General features: G+C 71.4%; 13 protein-coding genes, 1 tRNA gene and 1 riboswitch. Of the genes, 7 read left to right on the top strand and 7 right to left on the bottom strand.

Annotated elements, in window-relative coordinates; all coding sequences use genetic code 11:
- Positions 1-94: 94 nt before the first annotated feature.
- The 4 genes from IE274_RS02855 to IE274_RS02870 form a co-directional block, all read right to left on the bottom strand.
- The gene (locus IE274_RS02855; RefSeq protein ID WP_190113895.1) at positions 95-694 is read right to left on the bottom strand and encodes a lytic polysaccharide monooxygenase auxiliary activity family 9 protein; all 600 of its coding nucleotides are present in this window, start codon (positions 692-694) and stop codon (positions 95-97) included.
- A gap of 246 nt (positions 695-940) precedes the next feature.
- Positions 941-1,606 (bottom strand): nucleoside/nucleotide kinase family protein, encoded by a 666-nt coding sequence (locus tag IE274_RS02860; protein ID WP_229909107.1) that lies wholly within the window; start codon positions 1,604-1,606, stop codon positions 941-943.
- Positions 1,607-1,717: 111 nt separating this feature from the next.
- Positions 1,718-2,992 carry an SPFH domain-containing protein gene (locus IE274_RS02865; protein WP_190113896.1) on the bottom strand — a complete coding sequence of 425 codons (1,275 nt, stop codon included), beginning with the start codon at positions 2,990-2,992 and terminating at the stop codon, positions 1,718-1,720.
- Positions 2,993-3,032: 40 nt separating this feature from the next.
- A complete protein-coding gene (locus IE274_RS02870; RefSeq protein ID WP_190113897.1) occupies positions 3,033-4,379 on the bottom strand; it encodes a peptidoglycan-binding protein in 1,347 nt (448 codons plus the stop codon).
- Between the two features lie 255 nt (positions 4,380-4,634).
- Here IE274_RS02870 and IE274_RS02875 point away from each other — a divergent pair.
- The 4 genes from IE274_RS02875 to glxA all read left to right on the top strand — a co-directional run bounded on the left by IE274_RS02875 (position 4,635) and on the right by glxA (position 10,269).
- Positions 4,635-4,708 (top strand) — tRNA-Lys (locus IE274_RS02875).
- Positions 4,709-5,228: 520 nt separating this feature from the next.
- Positions 5,229-5,942 carry a FadR/GntR family transcriptional regulator gene (locus IE274_RS02880; RefSeq protein ID WP_190113898.1) on the top strand — a complete coding sequence of 238 codons (714 nt, stop codon included), beginning with the start codon at positions 5,229-5,231 and terminating at the stop codon, positions 5,940-5,942.
- A 323-nt stretch (positions 5,943-6,265) separates the two neighbouring features.
- A complete protein-coding gene (locus IE274_RS02885) occupies positions 6,266-8,335 on the top strand; it encodes a glycosyltransferase family 2 protein (protein ID WP_190113899.1) in 2,070 nt (689 codons plus the stop codon).
- A complete protein-coding gene (gene glxA / locus IE274_RS02890) occupies positions 8,332-10,269 on the top strand; it encodes a radical copper oxidase GlxA (RefSeq protein ID WP_190113900.1) in 1,938 nt (645 codons plus the stop codon). Before IE274_RS02885 ends, glxA begins: the two co-directional genes overlap by 4 nt.
- Before the next feature lie 89 nt (positions 10,270-10,358).
- On the opposite strand, the gene IE274_RS02895 is transcribed toward glxA, so the two are convergent.
- On the bottom strand, positions 10,359-11,396 hold the full coding sequence (locus IE274_RS02895; RefSeq protein WP_233103797.1) for a glycoside hydrolase family 6 protein: 1,038 nt from the start codon (positions 11,394-11,396) through the stop codon (positions 10,359-10,361).
- 162 nt (positions 11,397-11,558) lie between these two features.
- On the opposite strand from IE274_RS02895, the gene IE274_RS02900 reads away from it, so the two are divergent.
- The 3 genes from IE274_RS02900 (at position 11,559) to IE274_RS02910 (ending at position 14,116) form a co-directional block, all read left to right on the top strand.
- Positions 11,559-12,326: an ANTAR domain-containing protein gene (locus IE274_RS02900; RefSeq protein ID WP_190113901.1), complete on the top strand. Its 768-nt coding sequence runs from the start codon at positions 11,559-11,561 to the stop codon at positions 12,324-12,326.
- A 408-nt stretch (positions 12,327-12,734) separates the two neighbouring features.
- A riboswitch (cobalamin riboswitch) is annotated at positions 12,735-12,884 on the top strand.
- Positions 12,885-12,917: 33 nt separating this feature from the next.
- The gene (locus tag IE274_RS02905) at positions 12,918-13,148 is read left to right on the top strand and encodes a CbtB domain-containing protein (RefSeq protein ID WP_190113902.1); all 231 of its coding nucleotides are present in this window, start codon (positions 12,918-12,920) and stop codon (positions 13,146-13,148) included.
- 206 nt (positions 13,149-13,354) lie between these two features.
- A complete protein-coding gene (locus IE274_RS02910; protein WP_229909108.1) occupies positions 13,355-14,116 on the top strand; it encodes a CbtA family protein in 762 nt (253 codons plus the stop codon).
- Between the two features lie 3 nt (positions 14,117-14,119).
- On the opposite strand, the gene IE274_RS02915 is transcribed toward IE274_RS02910, so the two are convergent.
- Together IE274_RS02915 and IE274_RS02920 are read right to left on the bottom strand one after the other, a co-directional pair.
- Positions 14,120-14,746, bottom strand: a complete 627-nt coding sequence (locus tag IE274_RS02915; RefSeq protein ID WP_190114122.1) for a class F sortase — start codon at positions 14,744-14,746, stop codon at positions 14,120-14,122.
- A gap of 61 nt (positions 14,747-14,807) precedes the next feature.
- Positions 14,808-15,332: a hypothetical protein gene (locus tag IE274_RS02920; protein WP_307822194.1), complete on the bottom strand. Its 525-nt coding sequence runs from the start codon at positions 15,330-15,332 to the stop codon at positions 14,808-14,810.
- Positions 15,333-15,388 lie beyond the last annotated feature (56 nt).

Below are 15,388 nucleotides of genomic sequence, written 5' to 3' on the forward strand. Positions count from 1 at the left end.
GCACGATGCCGGGGCCGTCCTGCGCACGCCGCCGCCTCCGCGGACGGCGTGCACAGAACTTACCCGTGGGGGGTGGCAGTTCCGCTGGACCAGGTCAGAACTGAACGTCCGAGCAGGCGTAGAACGCGTTCCCCGTGTCGTGGACGGTCCATACGGCCACGATCACGTGGTGGCCGCTGCGGCCGCCGGGGATCGTGCCGCTGTGCGACAGGGTCGCGGGCGGCTGCTGGCCGCCATAGGGGACGTTGAGGAACGGCTGGGTGTCGAGCGCCGCCCGGGTCACCGGCTGGCCCTCGTTCCAACCCTGCTTGGTGATGTAGTACTTGAAGTCGGTGGTCCGGTGCCGGGCCGTGAACTGCCAGCGGAAGCTGTAGTTCTGACCGGCCGAGACCTTCGTCGTGGGCCAGGCGCCGCCGCCCGGCTTGGTCGCCTTGTCCAGCGAACTGAAGCCCGCGATGCCGGCGGAGCATATCTTTCCGTCGGCCGGACCGGACGCCGGGAAGCCCTTGGGGCCCTCGACGCTCTGCGGTTCGTACTGGATGGCGCCACAGCCGGTCACCACGCCCTTGGCGCAGTTGATCTGACGGCTTGCTGGCAGGTCGGTGTAGCCATGGCTGCTGGCGCCGCCGGTCGAGAGCACGAACGCTCCCACCGTCGCCATCCCGAGCATGGCCGCGGAAATCTTCTTTCGCATGCTGCCGCTCCTGAAGAACGTGGGGGTGTTCCATGAGCCGTGCGCGCGCTAACGGTCGTGCGTCGCCCTTCGAGGCACCGTCGGTTCCCGAGACTGCTGCGTACCTCTGGGGGCGATGTTGGGGAAGTACTTGCTGTGCTTGTGGTGCTTGCTGTTCTTGTCGTGCGTGAAGTGCGGGTCGTGCGTACTGCTGATGCTGCGTGACGTGCGATCCTGCGTGTTCTGCGGTCTAGACCAAGCCTCAGATTATTGCGAGTAGTTGAACATGTCCATACCAATCGTGGAGAGGATCCGGTCGCACCGCCCGCGCGAGGCCGCCACGAGTTCACCGTTCGGAACGTCGTTCTCCGCGACCCACGCGCGCGCCGCGTCCGGCCCCCGTCCGCCCGCCAACTGCCGCTCCACCAGCCGCCCCTGGAGCACCCCGGCGGGCGCCTCCAGGTACCAGCACGCCGCCATCAGCTCCCGCGCCGCCCGCCAGCCCGGCAGGTCGCACGCCAGGTAGTTGCCCTCGGTCACCACGAGCCGCGCGGCGGGCGCGACCCGGTGCCGGGCGGCGACGGGCTCGTGCAGGGTGCGGTCGTAATCGGGTACGTAGACATCGGCGGCCGTGTCGTCGAGGACCCGGTGCAGCAGGGCGAGGTACCCGCGCGCGTCGAAGCTCGGCTCCGAGCCCTTGCGGGACGTCAGGCCGAGGCGCTCCAGCTGGACGTTCGACAGATGGAAGCCGTCGAGGGGCAGATACGCGGCGCCGTCGCCCAGCTCGGCGACCAGCGCGCGGGCGAGGGTGGACTTCCCGGCACCGGGCGGCCCCGCGAGTCCGAGGACGACGCGCGGTCCGCGCTCGGTCAGCTGCCAGGCGTCGGCCGCCAGTGCCGTCAGGCTCGTGGCCGGATTCATGGGCGGGTTCATGGGCGGGGACGATACGACGGCCACGCTCGCGGCGGGCGGGCGCCCCGGCGTCGGGCGCCCGGGGTCGGGGGTGGGCAGGGCAGGCGCCGTCCCCGCCCGGCGGCCACGCCGTCAGGTGCTGTCGCCGCCCCGCCCCGTGCAGAACGCCACCGTCAGGTCCTTCACCAGCGCCCTGCGCTCGTAGTCGTCGAGCTCGACCAGGCCCCGCGTGGTCAGCCGGGTCACCGTGTCCTCCACGGAGTCCACCACCGACGTGAGCAGGCTGTCGCGGTGCCGGGCGTCGAGGGCGGCGATGCGGTGGCGGTGCATGGCTGCGGCGACCTCGGGCGCGTACTCGATGCGCGTCGGCTGCACCGAGAAGATCTCCACGCCCACCGGCTCCGTCTGCGCGGCGAGCGCCCGCGTCAGCGCCTCGCCGACGGCCTCCGCGTCCCGCAGCGTCGGCGCGTCGTCGTGGAAGGCGTCGGCGGGCAGCTTCGAGAGCACCCGCGCGGTGGTCGCCTCCACGCACTCCCGCAGGTACTCCTGGTGGTCGGCGACGGCGAGCGTCGCCCGCGCGGTGTCCTTGACCCGCCACACCACGAGCACCACCACCCGCAGCGCGACCCCGGACCGGTCCACGGCCGCCATCGGTTCGCTCCGCCAGTGCCGCAGGCGTACGTCGACACGGCGCCGCAGCAGCAGCGGGTTCACCCACAGCAGCCCGGTGCGCCGCACGCTCCCCCGGTACCGGCCGAACAGCGAAAGCACCCACGCCCCGCCGACCCGCCCCCGCGCCAGGCCGCCGAACCCGAAGAGCGACAGCGCCCCCGATCCGGCGAGCGCGGCCCACTGCCCCACCGAGACCCCGGCCGACCCACCGCCCCGCAGGTCCCCGTCCGGCGCCACCAGATCCACCAGCGGCTCCGGCAGCACCCCCGCCCACCACAGCGCGAGCGCGCACCCGGCCGCGCCGACCCCGCCGCCGAACACCCCGACCGCCCCGGGCAGCACCCGGGCACGACGCTCGACGAGCCCGGTCTCCACGTGGGCCACGCAGGGCGCGGGCCGCACCGCCGCCACCGGCGGCCGGCCCGCCTGCGCCTGCTGTCCGGCTCGCCCCGCCTGTCCCGCGCCGGCCGCGCGCCCCGACCCGCCGGCCCGGCCGGGCCCACCCGCACCCCGGCCCCGTACGCCACCCGCGAGCACCGGCTCCCGCCGCACCACCGCGGCCCCGAGCGGTACGCCCGTCGTGCCGGACGCCGCCGCCATGTCCTGGGGGTCGTCACGGAAGAGCAGGTGGACGGGGATCTCCATGGTGGCCTCGCTGTGGATCAGGCGGGGCGAGCGGGCGGCCGGTCCCGGGCCCTCGCCGGACTCCGGCGGCCGCTGTGTCGTCGTACTCATCCGTGCCTCCGTCATGAGTTCCGTACCGCACGAGGGCTCCTCATGCGAAGAGCCGCCGCCACGTCTCCGGCCCCGGCATCCCGTCGGCCGCCCCGCCCCGCCACCCCTGCGCCCGCTGGAACGCCTCGACCGCGCGCCGGTCCGCCTCGCCCCAGCGCGGCCCGGGACCCTGCGCGTAGTACTTGCCGAACCCCGCGCGCACGAGCTGCCGCCCGAGCCGGGTCACGTAGGCGTTGGACTGCCCCGGCCGGAAGTACGCCTTGCCCGGGAAGGCCGGAGCGGCCGGGGCTCCGGGGGCACCCGGGGTGCCCTTGGGGGCGGGAATGTCCTTGCCCTTGCCGCCCACCAGGTACGCCCACGTCGTGGGGCCCGGCAGGCCGTCCGCGTCGGCGCCGGACCAGCCCTGCGCCCGCTGGAAGGCCCGCGTCGCGGCCCGGTCGGCCTCGCTCCAGCGCGACCCGGGGCCGGTGCGGTAGAAGCGGGCGCCGCCGCGCGCCACCAGCATCTCGCCGAGCCGGGTGACGTGGTCGTTGTCGGCGCCGGGACCGAAGTACCCGGCCCCGGGGAACCGCGCCGACCCCGGCCCCGAGCCCGCCTGGCCGGTCGGCCGCAGCCCGTTGTAGCGGTACGCCAGATAGCGGTCGCCGTGGTTCCAGTACGCGTACGGCGTGGCCTGCCTGCGGGCGTGCGGGCGGGCCTGTTCGTAGGCGAGGTAATAGCCGCGGGTGTAGTCGGTCCAGCCGCCGAAAATGGTCACGTGCGAACCTCTCTCCGGGTTCGCCGGATTGTGGAAGAGGAGAATGTCGCCGGGCTTCAGTTCTTCCTTGGAGATATGCGTCGCATACCGGTCGAGGCTCCCCGTCCATTCGTTTCCGCCGAGATTCCAGGCCATCGACACAAAGCCCGAGCAGTCCTGCCGGTAACCGTCGGCCGTGAACTTCTGCATGCTGTACGGCACCTTCGCCGCGACCCACCGCTTGGCCCGGGTGATGATCTCGGCGCGGCTGGTCGTGCGGGCCGCGGCGCTCTTGCCGGGCGCTCCGTGCAGGGCGCTCCGTCCGCCCTGCGGGGTGTCGGGGCCGTCCGCTCCCGGCAGGCCCGCGGGGCCCCCGGCCGGGGTGGTGCGTGATGGCTCGCCCGGCTGCGCGGGACGCTCGTCCACCTCTCCCACCTGCTGGGACGCCGCCGCGGGCAGGGTGTGGGCGGAGCCGAGGACGGAACCTGCGGCGGCCGCGAGGACGAGGGCGCGGCGGGCGCCGCGGGCGGCCGGGTGGCCGCCGAGGCGGGGCGGCAGGGCGTGTGTCTTGGAGCGCCGCCGATGCACGCACCCCGGGCAGTCGCAGTCGTTCGCGGGCTCGAATTCCTCGAATACAGGAGCAGCCTCCATGCGATTCCCCTCACACTCCGGCGCATTCCCGATGACGTCGGGGAACGGGCCCGGGAAAGTCTCTCCGCGCGTCTGCACATCCGTCAGCTTCTCAACTGTCGGGAGATGGCGCATGTTGACGGTCCGAATGATGCAGCGGCCGTCCCCGCCACCCGCCCCGGACGCTCCGGCCCCCGCCCCGACGCCTTCCGCGCGCCGCACCCGGGGTGGTCAGGAGCACCCCCGGGAGTCCGGTAGAGTTATCCGCGTCAGCAGGCGCCGCTAGCTCAGTTGGTTAGAGCAGCTGACTCTTAATCAGCGGGTCCGGGGTTCGAGTCCCTGGCGGCGCACGACACCGACAGCGAGGCGTGTCCACGGAAAACGTGGACCGGCCTCGCTGTCGTGGTTTTTGCGCGGCTTCGCCGCGCGTTGTGGGGGCTTCGCCACCCACACCCCCCTCCCGGTCGGCCGGGGTCGACGTGAATCTTTCCGCCGGGCGGGGGCGACGGGGGCCTTTCCGTCAGCCGGGGCGACACAGACCCGTTCCGTCGACCGGGGGCGACGTAGGCCTTTCCGTCGACCGGGGTCGACGCGGGTCTTCTCGTCGGGCGGGGGCGACGCGGGCCTTTCCGTCAGCCGGGGCGACACAGACCCGTTCCGTCGGCCGGGGGTGACGTAGGCCTTTCCGTCGACCGGGGTCGACGCGGGTCTTCTCGTCGGGCGGGGGCGACGCGGGCTTTTCTGTCGGCCGGGGCGACACGGACCTTCCCCCCTGGCGGGAGCCTTCGTGCTGCTCACGCCACCGCTCGGTGCCGCTGGCGCCCCCGCACACCCCTGGGTCCGGGCGGGCCGGGCCGCTACGGTTGCGCCATGCCACGCGACCTCCAGGAGCGGATCAAAAAGCTCATCATCGACCAGCGGCTGCCCTCGGGAGCCGTGCTGCCCACCGAGCCGGAACTGATGGAGCGGCTCGGCGCCAGCAGGAACTCGGTGCGGGAGGCGCTGAAGGCGCTGCAGGCGATGGGCATCGTCGAGATCCGGCACGGCTTCGGCACCTACGTCGGACCGATGTCGGTGGCCCCGATGATCGAGGGCCTGACCTTCCGCACCGTCGCGGGCCACTACCGGGGCGAGGACAGCCTGCTCCAGCTCCTGGAACTGCGCGAAGCCGTGGAGGCCGGACTCATCGCCCGCCTCGCCGGCTCCCTGCCCCCGGCCGACCTCGCGGAACTGGACGCCCTCGTCGACCGCATGGACGCCGAGGCCGCGGGCCCGGACGGCGCCGTGCGCGCCGAGACCGACCGCGCCTTCCACGCCACCCTCTACAGATGCCTGGGAAACCCCCTGCTCGGCGAGGTCCTGGAGGCGTTCTGGGACGCTTTCCACCGAGTTCGCACCGACCTCGTGGACATCCCGCAGGACCCCAAGGTCACCTGCCGCCAGCACCGCGAGATCCTCGACGCGGTGCGCTCCTCGGACGTGCTCCGCGCCGAGCGGGCGATACGGGAACACTTCGGTAACATTCGCACCCGCCTGAGCGCACCCGCCTCAACTGCCCTCCCGCACCCCAGTTATGACCGGTAAACTGCTTGTTTCGCTCTTGCGATCATGCTTAACCGCATAGAACCCTGACGGGAGGCTCGGGCACCGGCCCGGCTCTCAGCAGGCGCGCGGCACGGGGCAGTTGGGGGGCCCGGACGCCGGCGCACGAGAGCCCGCGTGAACGCCTGGACGGGGGTCCCCGCGTTCATGAACGGATGCCGAGGGGGGCATCATGCAACCGGAAGGTCTCCTTTCGCTGTCCTAGGGAAAGGTGGCCTGCCACTGATGCGTCCGCGAAGGTCGAGGGGGACCGGGCGGGCGGAGACCGACGAACACGCGGGCGATCGCGTGCGGGGGGATGACTCATGACGTCGCAGCCGACGGGCCAGGGCCACAACGACCCGTCCCAGACGACCCAGCTCAGGGTCCTCTCGAACCGGACCGGCGGCTTCAGACGCATCAAGAAGTCACTGCCACGGTACGACTACGAGCATTACAGCCGACTCGCGGGTCCCCTCACCCAGCCGGACCCTTCGAAGCCGTACAAGGTCCAGTACCGCTCGCTGCTGTCCCAGGAACCGCACCGCCTGCGCGCCGCGCTCATGCTCGGCGCGGCCCCGCTGCTCTCCCTCGTCCTGCTCGCCTGGCTGCTCCAGCCCGAGCACTGGACGGAGCGCGACTACGTGGCGAACGACTGGCTGCCCGCACTCGACATCGTCATGCTCGTCTCGATCGGCCTGATCGAGTTCTTCCGCTGCATGAACGTCCTTTCGAACGCGCACGCCACCCTCGTCGCCCGCGACCCGGTCCCGGTGGTGCCCGAGAACGGCACCCGCGTCGCCTTCCTCACCTCGTTCGTGCCCGGCAAGGAGCCGCTCGAGATGGTGACGAAGACACTGGAGGCGGCGGTGAAATTGCGCCACCGCGGCCTGCTGCACGTCTGGCTGCTCGACGAGGGCGACGACCCCGCGGTGAAGGAGGTCTGCGCGCGCCTCGGCGTGCACCACTTCTCCCGCAAGGGCGTCGCCAAGTGGAACCAGGCCAAGGGCCCGCACCGCGCCAAGACCAAGCACGGCAACTACAACGCCTGGCTGGACGCGCACGGCGACGGCTACGACTACTTCGCCTCCGTGGACACCGACCACGTCCCGATGCCCAACTACCTGGAGCGGATGCTCGGCTTCTTCCGCGACCCGGACGTCGGCTTCGTCATCGGCCCGCAGGTGTACGGCAACTACGACACGTTCGTCACCAAGGCCGCCGAGTCCCAGCAGTTCCTCTTCCACGCCCTGATCCAGCGCGCGGGCAACGCCTACGGCTCCCCGATGTTCGTGGGCACGTCCAACGCCGTACGCATCAGCGCGCTGAAGCAGATCGGCGGTCTGTACGACTCGATCACCGAGGACATGGCGACGGGCTTCGAGATCCACCGCCACAAGAACCCCGCCACGGGCAAGAAGTGGAAGTCGGTCTACACCCCGGACGTGCTGGCCGTCGGCGAGGGCCCGAACGCCTGGACGGACTTCTTCACCCAGCAGCTCCGCTGGTCGCGCGGCACCTACGAGACCATCCTCAAGCAGTTCTGGAAGGCGCCCTTCTCGCTGCCCCCGGGCCGTCTCTTCAACTACACGATGATGGTCATCTTCTACCCGATGTCCGCGATGAACTGGATCCTCGCGGCCCTGAGCTGCGCGCTGTTCCTGGGCCTCGGCGCGTCCGGCGTGAACATCGACCCGACCATCTGGCTGATGCTGTACGGCAACGCCTCGGCGCTGCAGATCGGCCTGTACATCTGGAACCGCCGCCACAACGTCTCGCCGCACGAGCCCGAGGGCTCCGGCGGCATCGCGGGCATGGTGATGTCGGCGCTGTCCGCGCCGATCTACGCCCGCTCCCTGATGGACGCCGTGCTGCGCCGCAAGTCCTCGTTCGTCGTCACGCCCAAGGGCGACTCGGCGAGCCCGGACACGCTGTTCGGCACGTTCCGCATCCACTTGTTCTTCATCCTGGTCTTCGCCGGGTCGATCGCGGCGGCGTACGTGTACGACCACGCGCATCCGGCGATGATCGTCTGGGCCACGTTCGCGCTGCTCGTCACGGCCGCGCCGATCTTCGCGTGGCGGCACGGCATGCGCCAGGACAAGAAGAAGGCCGCCGCCACCGCGAGCCAGGCCGACCAGCACGTCCCGCAGCCCCGGCACGCCGCCCCGACCGTGTACGCGCCGCAGCCCATACCGCAGCAGGCCGCCCAGCACGGACAACACGGGCAGCACGGACAGCACGCCCAGCCCCAGCAGTCGTATCCGCAACAGCAGTACCCGCCGCACTCCGCGCCACCGCACGCGCGGCCGGCACCGCACGCGCCGCAGCAGAAGCCCAGTTGGGCCTCGAATGACGAGACCATGCAGACCGCCCTCGGGAGCCACGAACAATGAAAGACCCGTCCAGCCGCCGCCGCGTCCGCCGGATCGCTATAGGTACGGCGGTGGTACTGGCCCTGGCCGGAATGAACGGCCCCTGGCTGTGGCGCGTGGGCTCCGAGAAGTACCACAACTACAAGATCAATCAGCCGGAGTACAAGGCCGACAACGGCAAGTGGGAGGTCATCGACTTCCCGGAGGAGTACCGGCAGAACACGATCCACGCGTCGCTGCTGCACACCGGGAAGATCCTGATGGTGGCCGGGTCGGGCAACAACCAGAAGAACTTCGACGACAAGAAGTTCGACACCCGGCTGTGGGACCCGGTCAAGAACACCGTCAAGAAGATCCCGACACCCGTCGACCTGTTCTGCACCGGCCACACCCAGCTCGCCGACGGCAAGCTCCTCATCGCGGGCGGCACCAAGCGCTACGAGAAGCTGAAGGGTGACGTCACCAAGGCCGGCGGCCTGATGATCGTGCACAACGAGAACCCGGACAAGCCGATCACGCTGCCCGCGGGCACCAGGTTCACCGGCAAGAAGAACGGCAAGACGTTCGTGTCGAAGGACGCGGTCGTGGTCGAGCGCGCGAAGAAGGTCTTCGACAAGGAGACCGGCGCGTTCCTGCGCAACGACCCGGGCCTCGGCCGCATCTACGTCGAGGCGCAGCAGAGCGGCTCGAAGTACGAGACCGGCACGCAGGACAACTATCGCGTGCAGGGCCTCAGCGGCGGCGACACCCGCAACACGTACGGCATCGCACAGAAGCTCGCCCTGGACAAGAAGGACTTCCAGGGCATCAAGGACACCTTCGAGTTCGACCCGATCGCCGAGAAGTACATCAAGGTCGATCCGATGAACGAGGCCCGCTGGTATCCCACGCTGACCACGCTCACCGACGGCAAGGTGCTCAGCCTCTCCGGCCTGGACGAGATCGGCCAGCTCGTGCCGGGCAAGAACGAGGTGTACGACCCGAAGACCAAGAAGTGGACGTACACCAAGGGCATCCGGCAGTTCCCGACCTACCCGGCGATCTTCCAGATGGCCGACGGCAGGCTCTTCTACTCCGGCTCCAACGCCGGGTACGGCCCCGACGACGTCGGCCGCAAGCCGGGCATCTGGGACCTGGAGACCAACAAGTTCCAGAAGATCCCGGGCATGAGCGACCCGAACCTCCTGGAGACCTCCAACACCGTGGAGCTGCCGCCCGCGCAGGACCAGCGGTACATGGTGGTCGGCGGCGGTGGCGTCGGCGAGTCCAAGGACTCCTCGTCGAAGACCCGCATCGTGGACCTCAGGGAAACCGCCCCGAGGTTCCGGGACGGCCCGGAGCTGGACAAGGGCACCCGCTACCCGCAGGCGTCCGTCCTCCCCGACGACTCGGTCCTCATCTCCGGCGGCTCCGAGGACTACCGCGGCCGCGGCGCCTCCAACATCAAGGAAGCCCGCCTGTACGACCCCACGTCCAACACCCTCGACAAGGTCGCCGACCCGCTCGTGGGCCGCAACTACCACTCGGGCTCGATCCTGCTGCCCGACGGCCGCGTGATGTTCTTCGGCTCGGACTCCCTGTACTCCGACAAGGGCAACACGAAGCCGGGCGTCTTCGAGCAGCGCGTGGAGATCTACACCCCGCCGTACCTGTACCACGGCTCCCAGCCCACCCTGGGCGCGGGCCCCAAGAAGATCGCCCGCGGCGGCTCCGGAACGTTCCCGACGAGCCACGCCGCCTCGATCAAGAAGGCCCGCCTGATCCGGCCGTCCGCCACGACCCACGTGACGGACATCGACCAGACGTCCATCGCCCTCGACATGAAGAAGACGGCGAAGGGTCTGACGGTCACCATCCCGAAGAACCGCAGCCTGGTCGAATCGGGTTGGTACATGCTCTTCGTCACGGACGACGAGGGCACCCCGAGCAAGGCCCAGTGGGTCCACGTGCCCTAGCCCCGTCCGGGGCCGGGTGACGTACCCCGTAAGGGGAGCGGGGGGTCGCACACTCGGTGTGCGACCCCCCGCTCCCCTTACGGGGCGCCCTACTTACTGGCCTTCGCCAGCGCGAGCGCGTACTCCGGGTACCACTGCCCGGCCTGCGGGCCACCACGGCACGTCCCGTCGGACTCCCCGGGCCGCTTGACCCACACATAGGCGTCGACCAGGTCGTCCCCGGTCTTCGTGGTGGGCGCTTCGCCCAGGGCCCGCCCCGGCGGGTTGCACCAGGGGTCCTTGCCCTTGCCGGTGTACGGCCCGTTGCCGTTGCGGCTGGTGTCGATGATGAACGGCTTGCCCCCGACCTTCGAGGACAAGGTCTTGCCGTAGGCCTTGCTCGCCTCCGTGGTCTGGAAGTTGGAGACGTTGACGGAGAACCCGTCCCCCAGCTCGACTCCGGACCGCTTCAGCGGGTCGTGGAGCGAGTCCGGCTGGGACCACCCCGCGTTGCCCGCGTCGAGATAGACCTTCGTGTTCTTCAGGGACTTGAGCTTGGTGACGGCGCCCTTGAGGAGGTCGTACCGCTCCTCGTGGAACTGCTCGGGCGTGCACTTGTCGACCATGTGCAGGACCGCGTCCGGCTCCAGGACGACCGTGGCGTGCCGGTCACCGATGCCCTTGGCCACGCCGTCGATCCAGGCGCGGTAGGCGTTGCCGTCGGCGGCGCCGCCCTTGGAGAACTGGCCGCAGTCGCGGTGCGGGATGTTGTAGAGGACGAGGAGGGCGTCGCGGTCGGCCTTCTCGGCGGCCTCCGTGTACCCGCGGGCCTCCTCCTCGGGCTTCTCGGGGCCGATCCACTCGCCGACGGGCTGCTCGGCGATCTTGCGGATCTGCTTCGCGTCGTCCTTCTTCCCGTCCTTGTCGTACGCGGCGACCTGCTTGGCGGCGTTCCCCTCGGGGTTGACCCAGAACGGGTCCTTGCCCTTGGGCTGTTGGCTGACTCCGCTGCCGGAGCCCTCCTCGTCCTTGCCGTCGCCGTCCGACGAGCAGCCGGACAGCAGCAGCGCGGCCCCCGCGAGTGCCACGGTCACCGACACCCCCCTGGCCGCGTAGCCCCGCGCGCGACCTGTGTTTTTGCGGTACATCCACTCCCCCTAGGGTGCACTGTCCGGTGCTCAATCCTGACATAACTGCGTGCGGCCCACGAGGCCGGACCGGCGCGGCGACACACCTATTGATGACCTGTTACAGCCTGCCGATGCGGGGTAGGCGAGGAGCCGTGGGGGGCGGGTAAGGAGGGGAGGGTCATGCTGGACCGCACCTCTGCGCGCAGGCTGGCACAGGTCCTGGTGGAGGCCGCCGACACGGCCGCCGACGACTTCGACGCGGAGCGCCACCTGCGCCGCTTCTCCCAGCACTGCGCCGAACTCCTCGGTGTCCTCGGCGCCGGTGTGATGTACGCCGACGCCGGCAGCGCAGTCCGCCTCGCCGTCAGCGACAAGGGCGGTGAGCTGGCCCAGGACCTCCTCGAAGCACAGGCGACGGACGGCCCCTGCCTGGAGTCCTACGGCACCGGCAGCCGCGTGCCGCCCGTCCGGCTCACCACGGCCGACGCGCTCGCCCGCTGGCCGGACTTCACTAAGCGGGCCCGCGCGCGGGGTGTGGTCGCCACGTACGCGGTGCCGCTGCGGGCCCGGAAGCGGGTCCTGGGCGCGCTCAACGTGTTCACGGCACCGGAGCCGAACGGGAACCGACCCGACGGCTCTCCGCAAGAGGGCGAAGACGACAGCGCGTTGGCGCTCGCGCAGGCGCTCGCTGACGCCGCCGGGGTCGGGTTGCACAACCACCGCGCGTACGCCCAGTACCGCGACCTCTCCCAGCAGCTGCAAGCCGCCCTGACCAGCCGCATCCGCATCGAGCAGGCCAAGGGGATACTGGCCGAGCGCTGGCGGACCGAACTCGACGTGGCCTTCGAGGCGCTGCGGCGGCACGCGCGCCGGGAGCGCCTGGTGATGGACGTGGTCGCCGGAATGGTGATCGAAGGTGCCCTGGACGACGCCACGTTGCTCGGCTAGGAGCCGTAACCGCCTTGGACACGTGGTGGACTTGGCGTCAAAGGCCCTCTAGGCCACGGCCGCCTTCCGCTCTAGAGTCTTCCCTACGGCCCAAGCCCCCGGCCGGAGTTGCCTTTTTCCACAGCGTTGGGACCATCCACACCGTTGGGACCATCCAAGGCCTCCCGTGCCGGCGCCGGGTTTCTCCCGCAGCTCGAGCGCGCGCGGTCGAGGACCAGCCCGGTCGACGGCTCCGGGGGGAGCGGGTCGTTGGCCGGGCCAGGTTGCGTCTTGGGCGCGCCGTGGGCGCCGAGGGTATGCGGCGCGTTCTCCGGCGCGTGGGCACGGAGGGGGCGCGAGGTGCCCGTTCACGCTCCGAAGGTGCCTGTCAGGGGCACGAGACCTGGTTGACAGTGTCCATGACCACCTGGGACTCTCCGGGCGACAAGTCCATACATCGAGGCGACGGTTGCCAGGAACCCGGTGCGACTCCGGGACGGTCCCGCCACTGTTACCCCGCGCGAGCCACCGCTCGCCCGCGCGAGGAAGTCAGGAACTGACCCGTCGTCCTCCTGCCATGGGGCGTGGAAACCCCAGAAGGAGAAAAACGGTATGTCCACAGCTACGCCTGCGCACAGCTCGGCACAGTCAGGTACCGCGGCGATACAGTCCGCGACGATCGAGACCCGCGACTGGCTGATCGCCGCGGCCGCCGCGATCGTCGCCCTGATCGCGCTGTACGCCGTCTTCATGGACAACGGTTCGCTGATCTCGGCGACCGGCGACTACCTGCACGAGTTCGCGCACGACGGCCGGCACCTCTTCGGTGCTCCCTGCCACTGATCGGGGCCGCACGCACCATGCCGACGTCCCCGAATTCCCCGAACTCCCCTACCGCTCCCCGCACTTCCCCCTCGTCATCGTCATCGCCATCATCCTCGGCGACCGGCGATTCCCCTGAATCCGCCGAGTCCCCCGACTCCACCAACTCCCCCAAGTCCCCCGACATATCCGACACCCCTGCCCCCTCCGGGCCCGGTGGCTCCCCCGTGCTTCCGCTGCTCGGGCGCGGGATGGTCGCCGGGGCGCTCGGCGGGCTCGCCGCGGGCCTGTTCTCGCTGCTGCTCGCCGAACCCCTGATGGACAAGGCGATCCGCGCCGAGGAGGCCCGTTCGCACGAGCACGAGCCCGCGGGCGGTGCCGTGCAGCACCACGAGGAGCTGTTCTCGCGCTCCACGCAGCACGCGGGCCTGGTGATCGCCCTGGTCGTGGCGGGTCTCGCGATCGGTGTGCTGTTCGCCGTCGCGTACGCGCTCGTGCACCGGCGTGATCCGCGGGGCAACCCGTGGCCGCGGGCGCTCGCGTTCTGCGCGGCCGCGTTCTGCGCCGTCTCCCTGTTCCCCGCGCTGCGCTATCCGGCGGCCCCGCCCGGGGTCGGGGACGCGGGCACGGTCGGCGACCGGCAGGAGATGTGGCTGGGCTCGGTCGTCCTCGGCGTGCTCGGCATGTTCCTGGTGTGGCAGGTGTACGTACGCCTCGCCGCGCGCCCCGTTCCGGTACGGCAGTGCGCGGCTGCCGTGACGGCGGTGGCGGTCCTCGCGCTGCTCTGGGCGCTGCCCGACAACCCCGATCCGGTACCGGTCAGCGCGACGCTGCTGTGGGACTTCCGGATGCTGTCCCTGGCGTCGCACGTGCTGATGTGGGCGGTGTTCGCGGGCGTCTTCGGCGGTCTCGGGCTGCGCGCGCTGCGCACGAAGGCGCCGGTCACGGCCGCCGCGACGGGCTACGCCTCGGCGGCGCCCGTGCGCTGACGGCTACGGCCCCGCGGCCCCCGTGAGGTAGGCGGACACGACGACGTTGGCCGAGTAGGTGCGGCTGGCGCGGTCGAAGGTGCCGCCGCAGGTGATCAGGCGCAGTTCGGCCCGGCCCTCCTCACGGGGGCCGTAGGCCGTGCGCGCGCTGAAGTCGTCGCGGCCGAGGACCTGCACGTCGTCCACCGTGAACTCGGCGATCGAGCCGTCGTCCCTGGTCACGCGCACCTTCTCGCCGGGGCGCAGGGCGCTGAGGTGGTAGAAGACGGCGGGCTTGCTCTCGGTGTCGACGTGCCCCACGAACAGGGAGGTGCCGCGGGCGCCGGGGCGCACCCCGCCCCCGTACCAGCCCACGACGCCCGGCTGCGCGAACGGCGGCGGGTCGATGGCGCCCTCCGCGTCCAGGCCGCGGGCGACGACGGGGGCGCGGACGCCGAGGCCCGGTACGTCGACGCGCTGCGGGCGGGCGGCGGGCAGCGGCTTGTGCGCGGGTGGCAGGTCGACCCCGGCGGGGCGGCCGACGGCGGCGACGTCGCCGGTCGTGGGGTCGGAGAGGCCGCCGCGCACGTCGGTGAGCTCGTTGCCCCACAGCCAGAGGCCCACCAGCAGGAGCGCCCAGGCCACGCCCATGACGAGGCGGCTCGACCCGGGCGGGTGCGGGGCGGCGTCCGGGTCCGGGCCGGTCACCGCGTCACTCCGGGTGGCGGCGGCGGACGCTGCGCAGGGCCACGGCGACGGCCGCGACGCCCGCGAGGACCAGGCCGACGACCGCGTGCCGGGTGCCGGGGCCCGCCTCGTCGGCGGCGGCCGAGGTCAGCGGGGCGGTGCCGCCGCCTCCGGCGCGGACCGGGGCCGTCGGGGTCTGCCCCGTACCCGCCCCCGCGCCCTTGACCTGGACGGTGCCCACGCCCTGGTGCGGGTGCCCGTCACAGGTGACGGTGATCTCGTACGTCCCCGAAACGCCCTGCCGAACGCGGGTCGTCCCCGACAGCACGCCCTTCCCCCCGTCCCGCCCGGTCAGCTCGACGTCCCGCACGAACGCCCCTGACCCCGCCGCGCCGGTGGTCCCGTCGCACCCCTTGACCCGCACGTCGACCCGCGCCCCCGGGGCGGCGCTCTCGGGGGTGACCTGCGCCTTCACCTTGTCCTGATCGTGCGCGAGGGCTGGCCCCTGGGCCAGTGCGGCGACGAGGACGGCGGCCCCCGTGCCACGCACGGCAACCGAACATATACCCATCGTGAACCTCCTGTACCAGCAGGTTCCCGCCCTCC

It is taken from the genome of Streptomyces flavofungini (assembly GCF_014650815.1).
In the GTDB taxonomy this organism is placed as follows: Bacteria; Actinomycetota; Actinomycetes; order Streptomycetales; family Streptomycetaceae; genus Streptomyces; species Streptomyces flavofungini.

Coding starts and splice junctions, on each gene's coding strand:
- IE274_RS02855 (WP_190113895.1), bottom strand. CDS start 694: ATGCGAAAGAAGATTTCCGCGGCCATGCTCGGGATGGCGACGGTGGGA.
- IE274_RS02860 (WP_229909107.1), bottom strand. CDS start 1,606: ATGAACCCGCCCATGAATCCGGCCACGAGCCTGACGGCACTGGCGGCC.
- IE274_RS02865 (WP_190113896.1), bottom strand. CDS start 2,992: ATGAGTACGACGACACAGCGGCCGCCGGAGTCCGGCGAGGGCCCGGGA.
- IE274_RS02870 (WP_190113897.1), bottom strand. CDS start 4,379: ATGGAGGCTGCTCCTGTATTCGAGGAATTCGAGCCCGCGAACGACTGC.
- IE274_RS02880 (WP_190113898.1), top strand. CDS start 5,229: ATGCCACGCGACCTCCAGGAGCGGATCAAAAAGCTCATCATCGACCAG.
- IE274_RS02885 (WP_190113899.1), top strand. CDS start 6,266: ATGACGTCGCAGCCGACGGGCCAGGGCCACAACGACCCGTCCCAGACG.
- glxA (WP_190113900.1), top strand. CDS start 8,332: ATGAAAGACCCGTCCAGCCGCCGCCGCGTCCGCCGGATCGCTATAGGT.
- IE274_RS02895 (WP_233103797.1), bottom strand. CDS start 11,396: ATGTACCGCAAAAACACAGGTCGCGCGCGGGGCTACGCGGCCAGGGGG.
- IE274_RS02900 (WP_190113901.1), top strand. CDS start 11,559: ATGCTGGACCGCACCTCTGCGCGCAGGCTGGCACAGGTCCTGGTGGAG.
- IE274_RS02905 (WP_190113902.1), top strand. CDS start 12,918: ATGTCCACAGCTACGCCTGCGCACAGCTCGGCACAGTCAGGTACCGCG.
- IE274_RS02915 (WP_190114122.1), bottom strand. CDS start 14,746: ATGGGCGTGGCCTGGGCGCTCCTGCTGGTGGGCCTCTGGCTGTGGGGC.